15 protein-coding genes are annotated in these 17,244 nt (G+C 63.6%); 10 read left to right on the top strand and 5 right to left on the bottom strand.

Going from position 1 to position 17,244, the window contains the following annotated elements; translation table 11 throughout:
• The first annotated feature begins 12 nt into the window (after positions 1–12).
• A complete protein-coding gene (locus tag KRX55_RS03090) occupies positions 13–714 on the top strand; it encodes a metal-dependent transcriptional regulator (protein ID WP_200260204.1) in 702 nt (233 codons plus the stop codon).
• A gap of 10 nt (positions 715–724) precedes the next feature.
• On the opposite strand, the gene KRX55_RS03085 is transcribed toward KRX55_RS03090, so the two are convergent.
• Entirely contained in the window at positions 725–1,213 is a 489-nt protein-coding gene (locus KRX55_RS03085) for a tRNA (cytidine(34)-2'-O)-methyltransferase (protein ID WP_218406370.1), read from the bottom strand.
• A gap of 87 nt (positions 1,214–1,300) precedes the next feature.
• On the opposite strand from KRX55_RS03085, the gene KRX55_RS03080 reads away from it, so the two are divergent.
• The gene (locus KRX55_RS03080) at positions 1,301–2,158 is read left to right on the top strand and encodes a bifunctional methylenetetrahydrofolate dehydrogenase/methenyltetrahydrofolate cyclohydrolase (RefSeq protein WP_218406369.1); all 858 of its coding nucleotides are present in this window, start codon (positions 1,301–1,303) and stop codon (positions 2,156–2,158) included.
• 14 nt (positions 2,159–2,172) lie between these two features.
• Positions 2,173–2,505 (top strand): DUF3017 domain-containing protein, encoded by a 333-nt coding sequence (locus KRX55_RS03075; RefSeq protein WP_218406368.1) that lies wholly within the window; start codon positions 2,173–2,175, stop codon positions 2,503–2,505.
• Between the two features lie 22 nt (positions 2,506–2,527).
• Here the strand turns inward: KRX55_RS03075 and metX are convergent, their stop codons facing one another.
• Together metX and KRX55_RS03065 are read right to left on the bottom strand one after the other, a co-directional pair.
• On the bottom strand, positions 2,528–3,676 hold the full coding sequence (gene metX / locus KRX55_RS03070) for a homoserine O-acetyltransferase MetX (protein ID WP_218406367.1): 1,149 nt from the start codon (positions 3,674–3,676) through the stop codon (positions 2,528–2,530).
• Positions 3,677–3,785: 109 nt separating this feature from the next.
• Positions 3,786–4,310, bottom strand: a complete 525-nt coding sequence (locus KRX55_RS03065; RefSeq protein WP_218406366.1) for a hemin receptor — start codon at positions 4,308–4,310, stop codon at positions 3,786–3,788.
• Between the two features lie 239 nt (positions 4,311–4,549).
• On the opposite strand from KRX55_RS03065, the gene KRX55_RS03060 reads away from it, so the two are divergent.
• From KRX55_RS03060 to KRX55_RS03035, 6 genes are all read left to right on the top strand, one after another.
• The gene (locus KRX55_RS03060; RefSeq protein WP_200260185.1) at positions 4,550–6,547 is read left to right on the top strand and encodes an HtaA domain-containing protein; all 1,998 of its coding nucleotides are present in this window, start codon (positions 4,550–4,552) and stop codon (positions 6,545–6,547) included.
• A gap of 142 nt (positions 6,548–6,689) precedes the next feature.
• Positions 6,690–7,736, top strand: coding sequence for a heme/hemin ABC transporter substrate-binding protein (locus tag KRX55_RS03055; protein WP_200260490.1), 1,047 nt, complete (start codon positions 6,690–6,692; stop codon positions 7,734–7,736).
• A 45-nt stretch (positions 7,737–7,781) separates the two neighbouring features.
• Complete coding sequence (locus KRX55_RS03050; RefSeq protein WP_218406499.1) at positions 7,782–8,816, top strand: FecCD family ABC transporter permease; 1,035 nt, start codon at positions 7,782–7,784, stop codon at positions 8,814–8,816.
• Position 8,817: 1 nt separating this feature from the next.
• Positions 8,818–9,639 carry a heme ABC transporter ATP-binding protein gene (locus KRX55_RS03045; RefSeq protein ID WP_218406365.1) on the top strand — a complete coding sequence of 274 codons (822 nt, stop codon included), beginning with the start codon at positions 8,818–8,820 and terminating at the stop codon, positions 9,637–9,639.
• Positions 9,640–9,893: 254 nt separating this feature from the next.
• Positions 9,894–10,868 carry an HtaA domain-containing protein gene (locus KRX55_RS03040; RefSeq protein ID WP_218406364.1) on the top strand — a complete coding sequence of 325 codons (975 nt, stop codon included), beginning with the start codon at positions 9,894–9,896 and terminating at the stop codon, positions 10,866–10,868.
• Between the two features lie 236 nt (positions 10,869–11,104).
• The gene (locus KRX55_RS03035; RefSeq protein ID WP_218406363.1) at positions 11,105–12,409 is read left to right on the top strand and encodes an HtaA domain-containing protein; all 1,305 of its coding nucleotides are present in this window, start codon (positions 11,105–11,107) and stop codon (positions 12,407–12,409) included.
• A gap of 589 nt (positions 12,410–12,998) precedes the next feature.
• Here KRX55_RS03035 and KRX55_RS03030 read toward each other — a convergent pair.
• The gene (locus KRX55_RS03030) at positions 12,999–14,315 is read right to left on the bottom strand and encodes an O-acetylhomoserine/O-acetylserine sulfhydrylase (protein WP_218406362.1); all 1,317 of its coding nucleotides are present in this window, start codon (positions 14,313–14,315) and stop codon (positions 12,999–13,001) included.
• A 175-nt stretch (positions 14,316–14,490) separates the two neighbouring features.
• Positions 14,491–15,261 (bottom strand): hypothetical protein, encoded by a 771-nt coding sequence (locus KRX55_RS03025; protein WP_218406361.1) that lies wholly within the window; start codon positions 15,259–15,261, stop codon positions 14,491–14,493.
• Between the two features lie 201 nt (positions 15,262–15,462).
• On the opposite strand from KRX55_RS03025, the gene KRX55_RS03020 reads away from it, so the two are divergent.
• A complete protein-coding gene (locus KRX55_RS03020; protein WP_218406360.1) occupies positions 15,463–17,073 on the top strand; it encodes an inorganic phosphate transporter in 1,611 nt (536 codons plus the stop codon).
• Positions 17,074–17,244 lie beyond the last annotated feature (171 nt).

Genomic DNA, 17,244 nt, shown 5'->3' with positions numbered 1-17,244 from the left:
AAGGGAGAGACAGTGGGAACAAGCCTCTCGGATCTGCCCGACAGATCCCAGGACTACCTCAAGGTCATCTGGGACATCTGCGAGCGCACCGGTGAACCGGCCGCGCTGAAGGACGTGGCGGCGCAGACCGGCCAGAAGACATCGACCGCCTCAGAGGCGGTACGGAGACTGACCGACCGGGGTCTGGTCAGTCACCGACCGTACTCGGGGGTGGCCCTCACCGGGGAGGGGAGTCGCCTGGCGCTGGGGATGATGCGCAGGCACCGGCTTCTCGAGATGTTCCTCTGCACGACCCTCGGCTACACCTGGGACGAGGTCCACGAGGAGGCGGAGGTACTGGAGCATTCCGTCTCCGATAAACTCATCGAACGCATCGACACCCATCTCGGACACCCGGTCCGTGACCCCCACGGAGATCCGATCCCCGATGTCGACGGGGAGATGGTCGACATCCCCGCAGAAGTTCTCACCGGCGTTGAAGAGGGAGTAGAGGTGACGGTGGGCAGGGTCAGCGACCGTGATCCGGAACTCCTGCGCTACCTCGCGGACCACGGAATCCGGCCCGGCGCCGGACTCACTGTGCTCCCCCCTCTGTTCCCGGGGATGTCCGTCGTCCGGGTCGAACGGCCGGAGGGACCCCACGGGGAACACGCCTCAACCGATGTACCGATGACGGCGGCCGGCATGGCGGCCATCTACGTCACCCGTGACTGAGGTTTTCCGGCTACACCGCCCCCGGGTACCCCAGCTGGCGCCACGCTTCATAGGTCGCCACCGCCGCGCAGTTGGACAGGTTCATCGACCGTCTCTCCGGGAGCATCGGGACGCGTACCCGTTCCGTGATCCTCGGGTTCGCCAGCGCTGCGTCGTCCAGGCCGTCGGGCTCCGTGCCGAACAGCAGGACGTCGCCGGGCCGGTAGCTGATGTCATCGTGCCACCGTGTGGCGGAGGTGGTGAATGCGAACACCCGGGCTCCGCGGATCGAGTCGAGTGCCGCGACAAGGTTCTCGTGGACGCTCACCTCCGCGAGATCATGGTAATCGAGGCCGGCCCGGCGGAGGTTCTTCTCCTCGAGATTGAAGCCCAGGGGGCCGGCCAGATGGAGATGTGCTCCGGTGCCCGCACACATGCGGATGGCGTTGCCCGTGTTCGGCGGTATGCACGGGCGGTCGAAGACGACATGCAGAACTGCGTGATCACCGGTCTCACTCATAGGTCCCGATCCTAGTGGGGGTCTTCTTTCTCCCCGATCCGGGTCGGGGCCTGCGGTCACACCCCGGGCCGTGGAATAATGGTCCGCGTGACTGCACAGAAACTTGACGGCAAGCTCTATCGCGACGAGATCTTCGAGGACCTGAAGAGGAGAGTGGACCGGCTCGCCGAGCGTGGGGTGGTCCCCGGACTCGCCACCGTCCTGGTCGGCGACGACCCGGCGAGCCACAGCTACGTCAAGATGAAGCACCGCGACTGCGAGCAGATCGGTGTGAACTCGATTCGCAGGCACCTCCCCGCCGACGTCAGCCAGGAGGGACTCAACGCCGTCATCGACGAACTGAACGCGGATGACGCCTGCACGGGTTACATCGTCCAGTTGCCGCTGCCCAAGCACCTCGACGAGAACGCCGTCCTCGAGCGTATCGACCCAGACAAGGATGCCGACGGCCTGCACCCCGTCAATCTGGGCAAACTGGTGCTCAACGAGCCGGCTCCGCTGCCGTGCACCCCGAACGGCGCCATTCACCTCCTCCGGCGATTCGGAATCGATCTCAACGGTGCGAAGGTTGTCGTGATCGGGCGCGGAGTGACGGTCGGCCGTCCCATCGGTCTGATGCTCACCCGGCGCAGCGAGAACGCGACCACGACGCTATGTCACACCGGTACGAAGGATCTGGCAGCCGAGACCCGCGCCGCCGATGTCATCGTCGCCGCAGCCGGTGTCCCGCACATGATCACGCCGGACATGGTGAAGCCGGGCGCCGCGGTCCTCGACGTCGGGGTGTCCCGCAAGGACGGCAAGCTCGCCGGGGACGTTCACCCGGATGTGTGGGAGGTAGCCGGTGCGGTGTCCCCGAATCCCGGTGGTGTCGGTCCGCTCACCAGAGCTTTTCTCGTACGCAACGTCGTGGAGCGCGCGGAGCTACTGGCCGGGATGGAGTGACCGGGAAACGACCCATGGGTTCCTCCTACATCCCGGGGATCGACAACCCGCACGATGTCGGTCTGCCACCTTCCCGGGTTCCCCACGTCATCCAACGGGCGTTCATGGCTCTTCTCTTCGCCGCGTTTCTCGTGGTAATCGGCTTCGCGCTGACCGAACACTGGCGGAGGGCCACATTCCTGCTCGGATGTGCGTTGATCTGGCTCAGTGTCATCCGCGTCACCTGCGACTCCCGCACACTCGGGGTGTTCGCCGTCCGCTCCCGCAAGTTCGACACCCCGTTCACACTCCTCATGGGGGGATCGATGGCGTTCCTGGCGATGTCGGTCGATCCGCTCGGCAGCTAGCGGTGGAGCGTAGTCCGAGGCGTCATTCCTGATCCCCGCCGACCGCCAGCGCCAGGAATCGCCTCAGTATCCGGGCGACCTGTCGGGTCTCCGTGAGGAATGCGTCGTGTCCGACCGGAGAGACGATCTTCGCCATCCCCAGCAGATTCCCGATGTTGCGTGAGATGTGCTCCTGCTGGTGGTACGGGTAGAGGATATCCGTGTCCACTCCGGCGACAAGAGTCGGAACGCGTATCTCCGACAGGGCCTTGTTCAGTCCGCCGCGTCCGCGGCCGATGTCGTGGCGGTTGAGTGCCTCGGTCAGTGCGACATAGGATCCCGCATCGAAGCGCTCGACCAGTTTCCTGGCCTGGTAGTCGAGGTAGCTCTGCACCGCGAATCGCTGGCCGGGATCCCGGAAAATCCCGAGCGGGTTTTCTCCGTCCTGGGCGTCGGTGCCGAAGCGCTCGTCGATCTCCTGCTCCCCGCGGTACGTCAGGTGTGCTATCCGCCGGGCGGCGGCCAGCCCCTGTCGGGGGTATCCGTCGGATGAATGATAGTCACCCTTCAGCCATTCCGGGTCATTCGTTATCGCCGATATCTGCGCCGATTGGATACCTATCTGCCAGGCGCTGGCACGCGCGGAAACTGCCAGCACCGCGGCCGCCCCCACCCGCTCCGGATGCATGAGGGTCCACTCCAGTGCCCGCGCCCCGCCCATCGAACCACCGACCACGGCAGCGACTCTGCCTATACCCAGGGCATCGAGAAGCTGACGCTCGGCGGTGACCAGATCCCGGATGGACAGTGCGGGGAACCGTGATCCCCAGGGCCCGCCGTCGGGGTGCGGGGACGCAGGCCCGGTGGAGCCGGCACATCCGCCCAGTGCATTGGTGCACACCATGCAGAACAGATTCGTGTCGAGGGGCAGGCCGGGCCCTATCAGCCCGTTCCACCAGTTCACGGCATCGGAATCGCCGGTGAGGGCATGTTCGATGAGGATGATGTTCGTCGATCCGTCGGGCTCACTGCGCAGCTCACCCCACCGTTGGACGGCGATTCTCGCGTCATGAACCACCCCGCCTGCTTCGGTGTGGACGTCACCCACGGGGAGTACCGCCACCTTTCCGTATTCCGGGAAGGGTGCTGATCGCGGAGAAGATACTGACTGCTCTGATGGTTGGCTGTTCATGGGGGTCTCCGTTGGTCGGCGCACTGTGCAACCATCGTAGACGGACCGCTCTGTCTAGTTCAATGCAGATGAAAACCCGCCCGGCGTGCCCGGAACCGGGGGTGTCGGACTATGCGGTCTGTGTCTCGCTCTCCTCCGGGTATGGGGGCATCGCGAGGTCCGGAAGCCCGTCATCCGGGCCCGGCTCCCGGCTCGACCATACGGGAGACATCCCCGGCATGAACCACATGATCGCCGCGCACAGCAGTGCCGCGCCCGCAGGCGCCCACGGATACCAGCTGGCCGGGGTGAAGAAGAACACGAGAGCGCACGCCACGGTCGCTATCAGCCAGAGGAGTGGAACGAGAATGTCGAGTCGAAGGCTCCTGACCACCCCGTACTCGGCCCAGTCCTCACCAGGGAACCGCGAGCGGGCCTCGTTTCGGATCTTCCGCCGCATCTTGAGGCTGTTGGCGACGAGGCAGAACATCAGCAGGCCGAAACCGACTCCGGCGATGATGAGTTCCCCCGCAGCCGCTCCGAACGCGAATACCGCGACAGAAACGGTCATTCCCAACCTCTCCCCCCTGGTCGGGGGGAGAGGGGTGTCCGGGTCGATGTCGGGGTAGAGGTGTTCAAATGTGTTCTCGTTCATGGTTGGTGTGGCTGTCCTCGGTGCAGGGGGTGGGGTTCGGGGTTTTAGCTAGCGACGAATTCGTTAGGTTAGTCTAGCCTGGTGAAAAACACAGTGATAGATTCGTGACCCAGTCGTCCGCGGTAAGCGGTGTACAGGCACACCCACCGATCTCGGCGCCGGGTAAGAATCCCGGGAGCATTTCGTGGAAACCCCGTTTCCACAACCCAAGAACAACAGCACTCCAGAAAGGACGACGCATGACCTTGCGTTCGCCATTCATTCGACCGGTACGCCGCATCACCGCCACCGTCGCCGCCACCGCCGCCATGGGGTTCATGGTCCTGCCCGTCCTCCCCGCTGTCGCCGAGGACTGCTCGGACTCCTACACCAGGATCGACGGTGCCATGCGGTGGGGCTTCAAGAAATCCTTCATGTCGTACATCCGTTCCGGAGGCACCCGAGGTGGCTGGGATCTGGACGGAGTGAGCTTCGACAGCGGACCCGAACAGTTCATATTCACCGCAGACCCAGACGCGATGAAGGTGGTCGACGAAGACACCGGGACGATTCCGCTCCAGGGATCCCTGCGTTTCTTCGGGCATGAAGGTGAGGGTGGACAGGGGCCCGGCGAATACGCCCTCGATTTCACGCTCTCCGACATGAAACTCGTTGTTGATGGCACGAATGCCAAGCTCGTCGTCGATTACAAGGGTCTGGAACTCGAACCGGGCACGACGAACGTCGCCGGTGAGATCACGGCCGATGACGCGGAGTTCATGGACATCCGGCTCTCGAACGCCCCCGACTTCACCTCCGGATCCCTCGACTTCACCGGCAGTGTCAACCTGTCGTCCGCCGGTGCGGCGATCTTCGCCGGTTTCTACCAGGCAGGTCAGGAATTCGACGACATCGCGTTGAGCGCCACGCTCGAGAAGGTCTGTGGCAAGCAGCCCTCCACCGGCGGCGGAACCGGTGGAGGCGCCAGCGGCGGAAAGAACACCGGAACCAAATCGGTCGGCATCGATGCGGTCAACTCCGTCAATGATCACCTCGATTCCCTGAATAACCTGATGGGGACCACCGACAAGTTCCTCGACAACACCGACAAGCTGCAAAAACGGTTCGCCGAGGACAGAGACGAGCTCAACGGTGGCGGAGCCGCACAGGGGAACGCATCCGGGGGATCGAAGAAGCCCGGTAACACCGGCACCAAGGGCGCCACCGCGGGTGGTGCCAAAGCCGCCGGTGCCGCAGCCGGAGGCACTGCCGGAGCCGGGGGAACCGCCGGTGCCGGAAAGACCGGTGGCGTCGCCGTCGGCGCCGCGGGGAATCGTGGGAACGCCGGTGGTGGAGCTTCCGCCGGAGCCGGAGCCGCGGGGGGCGACGTCTGTACCGACGATGGTTCACTCGGGGTGGTCGAAGCCCAGGCCGCCTGGGGGGTGAAGACCTCGTTCCAGACCTACATCTCCGGGACGATCGCCAACGGTGGTTGGGAGCTCAACGGAGTCGGTCACAGTAACGGTGAGTTCCTCTTCTCCGGCAATTCCGGTGCGGTCAACCCGTCCACGGGGACCGGTTCCCTGCTCATGCCCGGATCGGTCCGGTTCACCGGCCACGGTGGAATACTCGATCTCACCATCGCCGATCTCGAGGTCCAGTGGAACGGAAACTCCGGAGTTCTCATAGCGGACATCACCTCCAACGACATGGAGGGTGTCTCGAACAGCTACGGCCGTGTCGCCGTCGCCAACCTGGCGTTCAGCCAGCTGGACGTCTCATCGGATTCGGTGACCGGGCAGACCAGTTCGGTCACCCTGACGCAGGCCGGGGCGTCCGCCTTCGCCGACTTCTACCCTGAAGGGCAGGAGATGGCTCCGCTGAGTTTCGCGGCGGTACTCGGCGGATCCGCCAGCTGCGCCGCAGGACAGGGCGGAAATGCGTCAGCGTCCGGCGGAACGGGCGGTGGTGGCGGTGCCGCCGAGCGGCTCGGTGCGAAAGCGGGGGGAACCTCCGGCAAGCCCGGTATGCCCGGCGCCGCAGGAAAAACCGATGGCGGCTTCAAAGCGGAGAAGGGTGGCTCGGGGAAGTTCAAGATCAAGTCGACCGGTCCCTCCTCCGAACCCCAGGACACCGAGAATGTGGCGGTCAGCAGCCAGACCGGGACTTTGACCACACCGCTCCTGCTGATCCTCGCGGCCTTCGTCGTCGCTGGCGCCACCCTGACCTCATTCGTGTCCCGGAACCCAATGGGATAGCCGGACAACCGGAACGCTCCACACTGATTCACGATCCCCCTGCGAAAGGTCCTCCACGTTGTTCAACACCCGCCACACCCTCCGATCGCGGCTCACCCGAAAAGCGCTCGCCACAGTCGTCTCCCTGACGTGCACGGCCACCGTGCTGGCCGGTTGTTCCGGAACCGACGGCGGTGCAGAACCGGACCGGGCGCCCGCGGCGGCCGCGGTCGGCGCTGAACTGCCGGAACTACCCGATCCCGCGGATCTACCTGATCCCCGCACGATCACCGGTGTGAACGCTGTGACCGGGGTCGGGGAACCTGTGCCCGTCACCGACGATCCCCAGCCCATGTTGCCCGTCGAACTGACCGATGCGGACGGGTACGACGTGGTAGTGGATGACGTCTCCCGGGTACTCGCACTCGATCTCTACGGCGCCTACACCAAGACCCTCATCGGCCTGGGTATGCGGGAGTCGATCATCGGGCGGACCGTCAGCTCCGATGAACCCTCCCTCGCCGATCTCCCGGTGGTGACCCAGGGCGGCCACAACATCAATGTCGAGGCGATTCTCGAACTCGATCCCAGTCTCGTCATCATCGATCACTCGATCGGGCCGCGCGAGGCCATCGACCAGATTCGGGACGTGGGCGTTCCCGTTGTGGTCATGGAACCCCTGCACACCGTCGACGGGATCAGCGAGGACATCATCACCCTCGGCGGCGTCGTCGGATTGCCCGAGGACGCGGAAGTGCTCGCCGAGCGCTCCGTCAAGGAATATGAGCGGGCGGTCGAGGACATCCGCACCATCACCCCGGAGGATCCCCTGCGCATGGCGTTCCTGTACGCGCGGGGCACCGGTGGTGTCTTCTTCATCCTCGGCGAAGAGGACGGAGTCAATGAACTGATCAAGGGTGTCGGCGGTATCGACGTCGCCACGGAGAACGGAATACGTACCGCGTCCCCCGCCAACGCCGAATCCCTGGCCAAACTCAACCCAGATGTATTCATCATGATGGAGAAGGGGCTCGAGTCCACCAACGGAATCGACGGTCTGCTGGAACGCCCCGGTGTCGCCCAGACCATCGCCGGACAGAACCGGCGGATCGTCACGGTTCCCGACGGCCAGGCGCTCGCCTTCGGGCCGCAGACCGGAGACCTCCTCGAACGTCTCGCCATCGAGCTCTACGCCCCGGAGAAGAAGTAGGTGCCGGCCCCGACAACATCACTTCCGAGGGAGGGCACCGATTCGATCCGCGACCGGAATGCCTTCCAGATCAGACGGCGGAACCGGGTCCTCCTGTTCATCGTTCTCGTGCTGCTGCTCGTCGGTACGACGGTGTTCTCGGTCATCGTCGGTCAGTACACACTGAACGCATCCGAACTACCGGCGCTCCTCATGGCAGGTCCCGGTCAGGACTCGATCCAGCAGTCCGTCCTGTGGAACATCCGGCTACCCCGGATGGTCCTCGGCATCGTCGTCGGCGCCGCTCTGGGCGTGGCCGGCGCGCTGATGCAGGCCGTCTTCGCCAACCCCCTCGCAGAACCGAGTGTCATCGGAGTCACGTCAGGTGCCGGAGTCGGCGCAGCGGTCGTGATCGTCTTCAACTGGAACTGGTTGGGCACGTCCACGGTTCCCGCGGCAGCGTTCGTGACGGCCGTCATCACCACGGTGGTTGTCTACCAGTTGGCGCGACACGACGGACAGGTCCACGTCCTCAATCTGATCCTGACCGGAATCGCCGTCAACGCGGTGTGCGGTGCCGCCATCTCACTCTTGGTCTACATAGCACCCGCCACCTCGAGGGAGCAGATCATCTTCTGGCAGATGGGTTCCCTGAACGGTGCCCAGTGGAAGTACGTCACGGTCGTGCTACCGATCATCGTCATCGGAGTGATCATTTCCCTGCTCCTCGGAAGCGCCCTCGACATTCTCGCTCTCGGGGACAAGGCCGCGGGGCACATCGGTGTCAACGTGCAGACCGTGCGGATCGCAGCGATCGGGGCATCGACTCTGTTGACCGCCGGAGCGGTGGCCTACGCGGGGCTCATCGGATTCGTCGGGCTGATCATCCCGCATCTCCTCAGGGGGATCACCGGACCGTCGAACAAGATCCTCATGCCGGCTTCCGCTCTCGCCGGGGCCGTGCTCATCGGCCTCTCGGATATCGCCGCCCGGACGCTCATCGCGTTCGCCGATCTGCCCATCGGCATCTTCACCGCCATAGTCGGCGGCCCGACATTCTTCATTCTGCTGCGTCGGATGATGCGGCGGGGGAGGGGCTGACGTGAGTATCCTCAAAACACGCGATGTGAGCATAGCTTTCGGCGACCGGATCCTGCTGAGCGATGTCTCGATAAACGCCAACGCCGGAGAGGTGCTCGGGCTGATCGGCCCGAACGGTGCCGGAAAGTCGACACTTCTCTCCGCCATCAGCGGCGACCTTCCGGTACGCAGCGGCAGTATTTCGGTCAACGGCCTGGACCCGACCACGGCAACGCCTCTCGAGCTCGCGAGAGCGCGTTCGGTGATGCTCCAGGACGTCTCCGTGTCCTTCTCCTTCCTCGTCCGCGATGTCGTCGCGATGGGACGGCGTCCGTGGGCCCGCACACCACGGGCGCAGAAAGACGAGGCGCTCATCGACGCCGCACTGAGAGCCACGGAGGTCGACCACCTCGCGGAGCGGGACATCATGACCCTCTCCGGTGGAGAACGTGCCCGTGTGGCGCTCTCCAGGGTGCTCGCTCAGCAGACACCCGTCGTCCTGCTCGACGAACCCACCGCCGCCCTGGACATCGGGCACCAGGAACAGGCTCTCGGTCTCGCGCGGGGAATGGCACGCGCCGGCGCCGCCGTGGTGATCGTTCTCCACGACCTCAACGCCGCCGGCGCCTACTGCGACCGGATCGCATGCCTCGCCAGGGGTGGGGTTGCGGCCCAGGGCACCGTCGAAGAGGTCTACACCAAGGAGATTCTCAGCGACGTCTACGACTGGCCCATCGAGGTGTTGCATCCTCACCCCAACCAGATCCAGGTCGTCCCCGAACGGGGAATGGGCAGGAGAATCAGTTCCGCAGCCAGCGAGCTCCTCGACCTCATACACGCCTGAAAACCCCAACTGGTGAGGGGCGTTGATTCCGGCGGGCGTTCCGGCTTCGCCCATGTGTCAGCGCGCGCCTCCATACTCGGCACAGTTCACCCACCCGGCGTCTTCGTCCCGCTCTGAAGGTGAGCTCAGGCCAACTTCACCACCGGCCGAGCGGCTGAAGCTGAGGATTGACTATATTGCCTAACCTTAGTAGGTTGAGGCTAGCCTTATCTAACCCGACCGTCTTGGTCGAGACACCATTCCAGGAGTTTCCTTTGAAAACAACCGCCCGTTTTACCGCCGGGATCTTCACTCTGACCATGGTCGCCGGTTCCGTTCTGGTTCCGACCGCGTTTGCGGAGGAGGAAGGAGCGGGGTGTGTCACGTCGGTGGATCAGGGTTCTGCGTCGTGGTCGATCAAGAAGAGTTACCTGAATTACCTGACGCTTCCGATCACCAGGGGTGAGGTGATTGTCTCTGATGGCGTGACCATCGATAACCCGAAGACGGGTCCGTTCGTGTTCGAGGTTGATGCTGATCGTTCGACGATCGAGTCCGAGTCGAAGGGTGTCTTCGGGTTGAAGGGGACGATCGACATTCACGGGCACAAGTCCGGTGACAAGTGGGAGCTTGATCAGACCTTGTCGGATGTGAAGATCGCGGTCGACGGTACCGAGGGCCAGATCATCATGGACTTCTCTTCGGCGCGTTACCCCAACCCGGACAATCTTCCGCCCTATTCCGGTGATGATGCGGTCATCGCGAATGTGACGTGGGATTCTGCGCCGAATCTGACTGCCGGTGATGTCAGTCTGTCGGGGGCTGATGTGAAGTTGACTGAGGTGGGGGCTTCGGAGCTCTTCGCCAAGTTCTACGGGACGGGCCAGGTGTTGGCGCCGGTGAGTGTTTCGGCGACGTTGGTTGAGCAGTGTGAGTCTCCGGATCCGACGACGACCGAGGCCCCCGCACCGACGACGACCGAGGCCCCCGCACCGACGACGACCGAGGCGCCGGCACCGACGACGACCGAGGCTCCCGCACCGACGACCACGACATCGCCCAACCCCACGAGCACGACCGAAGAGCCGGGTGACGGTGGTGAAGTTCAGGGATCGACGATCGGTTCAGATCTGATCAAGACACTGATAAGGAATCCCATCGACGGGATCATGAGCATTTTCGCGATGCTCGGAGCAGCGACGATCTTCGGCGTCATCCTCCAGCATCTCGCGGTGCTTTTCCGGCGGTAGCTGTTGATGTTGATGCAGGGTGTTGATTCCCGTGCGCGTTCCCGCTGCTTCCATGCGGCAGGTGCGCCTCGGCGCTCGACACGGATCATCCACCCTGCTCTTCGTTCCGGTCGGCAGGTGAGTTCGGGTCTCTTTCGCCGCCTGTCGAGGCGTGGAAATCCGAGCAGCGACCATATTTCCCAGCCTCATCTCAAATTCGACCGTCTTGGTCGAGACACTATTCCAGGAGTTTTCCTTTGAAAAAAACAACTTATTACACCGCCGGGATCTTCACTCTGACCATGGTCGCCGGTTCCGTTCTGGTTCCGACCGCGTTTGCGGAGGAGGAAGGAGCGGGGTGTGTCACGTCGGTGGATCAGGGTTCTGCGTCGTGGTCGATCAAGAAGAGTTACCTGAATTACCTGACGCTTCCGATCACCAGGGGTGAGGTGATTGTCTCTGATGGCGTGACCATCGATAACCCGAAGACGGGTCCGTTCGTGTTCGAGGTTGATGCTGATCGTTCGACGATCGAGTCCGAGTCGAAGGGTGTCTTCGGGTTGAAGGGGACGATCGACATTCACGGGCACAAGTCCGGTGACAAGTGGGAGCTTGATCAGACCTTGTCGGATGTGAAGATCGCGGTCGACGGTACCGAGGGCCAGATCATCATGGACTTCTCTTCGGCGCGTTACCCCAACCCGGACAATCTTCCGCCCTATTCCGGTGATGATGCGGTCATCGCGAATGTGACGTGGGATTCTGCGCCGAATCTGACTGCCGGTGATGTCAGTCTGTCGGGGGCTGATGTGAAGTTGACTGAGGTGGGGGCTTCGGAGCTCTTCGCCAAGTTCTACGGGATGGGCCAGGTGTTGGCGCCGGTGAGTGTTTCGGCGACGTTGGTTGAGCAGTGTGAGTCTCCGGATCCGACGACGACCGAGGCCCCGGCCACCACAACCACGATGCCGTCGACCACGACTGAGATGCCGACGACGACCACGGTGCCGGGCACGACGATCACGATGCCGGGCACGACGACCACGGTGCCGGGCACGACGACCACGGTGCCGGGCACGACGATCGCGGTGCCGGGCACGACAACCACGATGCAGGGCACGACGATCACGATGCCGGGCACGACGACCACGGTGCCGGGCACGACGATCACGATGCCAGGCACGACGACCACGATGCCGGGCACGACGACTACGGTGCCGGGCACGACGACCACGATGTCGTCGACTACGACTGAGGTGCCGACGTCGACCACGATGGCGTCGACCACGACTGAGGCTACGGTACCGGCGACGACGTCAACGGAGGTGACCACGACTTCTGTGGCGCCGATGACGTCGACTGAGCAGCCCGCACCGACGACCACGACGAATCCCGACGACTCCAATGGCGGTGGCGATTTTGTGAGTCGTATCCTGAACGGTCTGAAGAGCCTGCTCAACAGGCTGTACAACACCAACGGCATCTTCGGAGGCTTCGGTATCGGTGCCGCGTTGGCGATGCTTGCGGGTATCCTGTACTTCTTCAACATGCCTCTGTTCCGCTGATCCTGCTGACTGCTCGATTGGGCAGATGACAGTTCAGTGAAAGCGACCCCGGAAATCCTGGGGTCGCTTTCGTCATTTCTGGGAGTCCATCCGATCGGGACCGCCTCCGAATGAAAAGGGCTATCGATGGCCCCAGATGCCTCGATCTCACGGAGGTCCAGGCAACGCTCGGAGCAATCGCGTCGCGAATAGTCTTGGATGTCCTCCGGCCCTCAAGAACCTGGGTGCCCACGGTTCTAAAGCGTGTGCCGTAGACAACCCGCCGCTTCAGGTACAGAGGATCGGCCCTCCGTCGTCTGTGGTTGAATGCCTTACCGCCGTCCGGGGACTTATCCGTGAACTTCGAACTCATCTGTTGGTTCTCCCCCTGAACCTCCACGTAGACGAACGGGGAAGGTGATTGCGAGCTCGCCCGGTGGGGCAGGTTATCCGGATGACCCGCCGTCGGGTGCACACGTGAGGAAGAATTCGGACAAAGGACCGTGGGTGGTGGAGCTGCCTGTGTCTCCTGATCGGGATGGTGCCACGACGAAGCCCCACCTCGGCTGTATCAGCGAAGTGGGGCTGTGTCGTGCTACTGCATCAGTTGTCAGTTGATTGCCTCGAAACCACGCTGCAGGTCGGCGATGATGTCGTCGATGTCCTCGATTCCGACGGACAGTCGAATCGTGCCTTCGGTGATGCCGGCGCGGAGCAGCTCCGCCTCATCGGACTGCGAGTGGGTGGTCGACGCCGGGTGAACGACGAGTGACCGTACGTCACCGACATTGGCCACGTTCGAGTGGAGTTTCAGGGCGTCGATGAAAGCCCATGCCTCCTCGCGGCCACCGTTGATGGTGAAGGAGAGGACGGCGCCGGTGTACCTGAGCCCCAGCTTCTCCTTGACCTTGTACCACGGGGAATCCGGCAGGCCGGCGTAGTTGACTGTGGCGACCTTGTCGTTTCCGGCGAGGAATTCCGCGACCTTTCGGGCATTCTCATTGTGGCGCTCCACCCGCAGGGAAAGGGTGTCCAGTCCCTGGGCGGTGACCCAGGCGTTGAAGGGGGAGGGGGCCGCACCTGTGTCGCGGAGAAGTCCGACACGTGCCTTGAGGCCGAATGCCGCGGCACCGAGGTCGGCGTACTTCAGGCCGTGGTACGCCGGGTCCGGGGTGACGAAGTCGGGGAAGACCGGTTCACCATTGCGCTCGACGGTCCAGTCGAACTTGCCTCCGTCGACCAGGATTCCACCGAGAGCGGAGCCGTTGCCGGTGTAGAACTTAGTGGTCGAGGCCACGACGATGTCTGCGCCGAGATCGAGGGGCCGAACGAGCGCTGCGGTTGCGAGGGTGTTGTCGATGATCAGCGGGACCTGGTTGGTGTGGGCGACCTCCGCGATGGCCGGGATGTCCAGGACGTCGGCCTGGGGGTTGGCGAAAGTCTCGCCGTAGAAGGCCACGGTATTGTCCTTGACCGCCGCCTGCCAGGAAGCGGGATCGTCGGGGTCCTCCACGAAGGTGGTCTCGATACCGAGGCGCGGCAGGGTGACGCTCAGCAGGGTGAGCGTCCCGCCGTAGAGTCGGGGAGATGCCACGACGTGCGAACCGGCGCGAGCGATGTTCAGGATTGCCGCGGTCTCCGCAGCCTGGCCGGATGCGAACAGGACCGCGTGCACACCACCCTCGAGTGAATTCAGGCGGTTCTCGACCGCCTCAACGGTGGGGTTGGTGAGGCGGGTGTAGACCGGCCCCAGATCCTCGAGCGCGAACCGCTGCTTGGCGTGCTCGGCGGAGCGGAACACGTAGGAGGAGGTCTGGTAGATCGGCAGGTTCCGGGCCCCGGTCTCCGAGTCGACCGGCTGTCCCGCGTGCACGGAGCGGGTCTCGAAACCCCAGGAGTCTGCGATGCTGTTGTCGTATCGGGTCATGGTGATCAGTGTCCTTTGTCGGTGTCGGGTGCATTGTTCTGCGCTGGGGATCACCGTAGTGGAGAACTTGAAAAAAAGTAAACAGCTCTGTCTACTAATTGGTAAACATAGAGGTCAGAGCTTTGAAAAAAATAGACAGCTTGGTTCTCATTCGGGGGTGTTTGAGGAATCTGGCTCAGGCCGCGTGCCGGTTGGGTCGGCGGGAGTTGAGTATTGCGGCGGCGATGATCGCGAGGAGGGCGCACGCCGCGGCACCGCCGAGTACCCAGATCCAGGTGGGTAGTGGTCTGGCGTCCTCCAGTTCGTCCGCGCAGTCCACCAGGCTCCGGCGCAGGTGTTCCTGGGTGCGGTTGTACTCCTCGGCTCTCGCCGTGAATAGTTCTGCCTTGATCTCGTTGAGGCGTGGTCCCGCTGCGGCCTGTCCCCACAGTGCCTCCGCGATCTGCGCGCCCGGATCAGCTCCGATGGCGGTCGCGGCCTCCCGGGCCTCCTGCTCGGTGTACTCGGTCTTGTGCTCATCGGGCTCACTGACCACGCCGGCCTCCTCTGCGGTCAGTGTCGTCAGCATTCCGAGTCCCTCGGTTCCCCCGGCGTCGCTGATTCGACGCTGAAGATCGGCGGGGCCCGGTGCATCCGGACCGGTTGCGTCAGCGTCGTAGGCTTCGATCGCGGCCCGTAGTCCCGGATCAGCCTCGTCGAGTTCGACCAACCTCAGCTCTCGGGCGTCATCCTCCAGGGAGGTCCAGAACCGGACGACATCCGATCCCGGTTCCTCCGGGTCGATCACACACACCATCCGTTCGGTGTCCGCCGTGATGGTGTACGCCTCCGCCCGGGGCGTCATCGGCCCGGGCATCGTGAACGCGCACATGAGCACCGCGGTGATTCCACACGGACGGAGGCGATGCAGCAGGGGGCGGAAGGGGGATGGGAGGTTTGTGTCCATGGGTTCATTATCCTCCAGATCGACGTATCCGGGCTGTGTTCGTCCGGCGGTAGCGTCGGAGGTGGGGCCTGCGGATCACCCAAGTATTCGCCACCGGGACACCCACGGTATCGGGTCCATTCACCATCGGTTCATGAGCGCTCTCTAACGTCTGCCTGGCACTCATCATCCAGCCAAGTGAAAGCGAAAGAGAACAACCGTATGTCGACAGGCACGTTAGAAGCCGTCCAGAAGGTCGTTGAGACCGATACACGGACGGACAAGTGGTGGCATCTCTGCTTCGGGTCAATGCTCGCCATTGCTCTGGTCAGCTTCACCCTGTGGTGCCACGGATTCGTCGGTGACGGCGCGAACAAGATGGTTCTCTTCACCACGATCCTCTTCGCCATGTTCATGGCGTTCAATATCGGCGGCAACGATGTCGCCAACTCTTTCGGTACGTCGGTCGGAGCAGGCACCCTGACCATCAAGCAGGCGCTCATCGTCGCGGCGGTCTTCGAGGTCGGTGGTGCGGTCATCGCCGGTGGCGAGGTCACCGACACGGTGCGCAAGGGCATCGTCAACCTGGAGGGTATCGACCTGCAGCCGATGCAGTTCGTGTGGATCATGATGTCCGCGCTGCTCGGAGCGGCGATCTGGCTGCTCATCGCCACCCGGATGGGCTGGCCGGTGTCCACGACCCACTCCATCATCGGCGGTATAGTCGGTGCTTCCCTCACCCTCGGTTTCACCACCGGCACCGGTGGCTGGGAGATGGTCCAGTGGTCGCAGATCGGGCTCATCGCACTGTCCTGGGTGCTGTCACCGCTGCTCGGCGGCATCGTCGCCTACGGTCTTTTCTGGCTCGTCAAACGGCACATCCTCTCCTACAACGAGCGTGCCGACGAACAGCTCCGGAAGATCAAGGAGGAACGCGCCGAGCTCCGCGAGGAGCACAAGTCGGCGTTCCAGCGTCTGAACGAACTCCAGCAGATCTCCTACACCAATGCCATGGTCCGTGACTCCGTTCTCGTGGAACAGGGCGAGTACGATCCGGATGAGCTTGAATCCGAGTACTACCGTGAGCTGCACCGGATCAACTCGCAGGCCGACGACGTCGAGGCGCACAAGGCACTGGTCACCTGGGTGCCAGTCCTGGCTGCTCTCGGGTCAATCGTCATCGGCTCGATGCTCCTCTTCAAGGGGCTGAAGAATCTGCACCTAGGGGTTTCGGCGGTAGGGAACTACCTCATTCTCGGGATGATCGCCGCTGCTGTCTGGATGGCGGTCTTCATCTTCGCCAAGACACTCCAGAAGACGAACCTCTCGCGATCGACGTTCCTGCTGTTCTCCTGGATGCAGGTGTTCACCGCCTCCGCGTTCGCCTTCTCCCACGGCTCCAATGACATCGCGAACGCCATCGGCCCGTTCGCGGCGGTGCTCGACGTACTGAAGACGGAGGCGATCAACCCGAAGGCTGCGGTTCCGGCGCAGGCGATGCTCGCACTCGGTATCGCGCTGATCGCGGGCCTGTGGTTCATCGGGCGCTACGTGATCAAGACCGTCGGTTCGGGTCTGACGAAGATGCACCCGGCGTCCGGATTCTCCGCGGAGCTCGCGGCAGCCGGCGTCGTCATGGGGGCTTCTGTGCTGGGGCTGCCGGTGTCCTCCACACACATCCTCATCGGCGCGGTTCTCGGAGTCGGTGTGGTCAACAAGGCCGCCAACTGGGGCCTCATGAAGCCCATCGCTCTGGCCTGGGTGATCACCCTTCCCTGCGCCGCGCTCGTCGCGTCCGGGACGGTTCTCGTTCTGCCGATGATCTTCGGCTAGTCGGCTAGAGGTGTACGACGGGTGGGTACGGGGCTCGGATGGCCGTACCCACCCGTTTGCGTCGCTGAGGCCCCGTCATATCCAACCCGGGGACGGTGCTGTCCCGGGACGGCCCGGAACCAGTGGACCCGGCGGCGTTCCCGGACTTCGGTGGTGGCTCTGCGGAGCCGC

This window comes from Corynebacterium sp. TAE3-ERU16, from assembly GCF_019209935.1.
GTDB lineage: Bacteria > Actinomycetota > Actinomycetes > Mycobacteriales > Mycobacteriaceae > Corynebacterium > Corynebacterium antarcticum.
The sequence above is the reverse complement of the archived record's forward strand: the minus strand, read 5'-3'. Positions and strand labels throughout refer to the sequence as shown.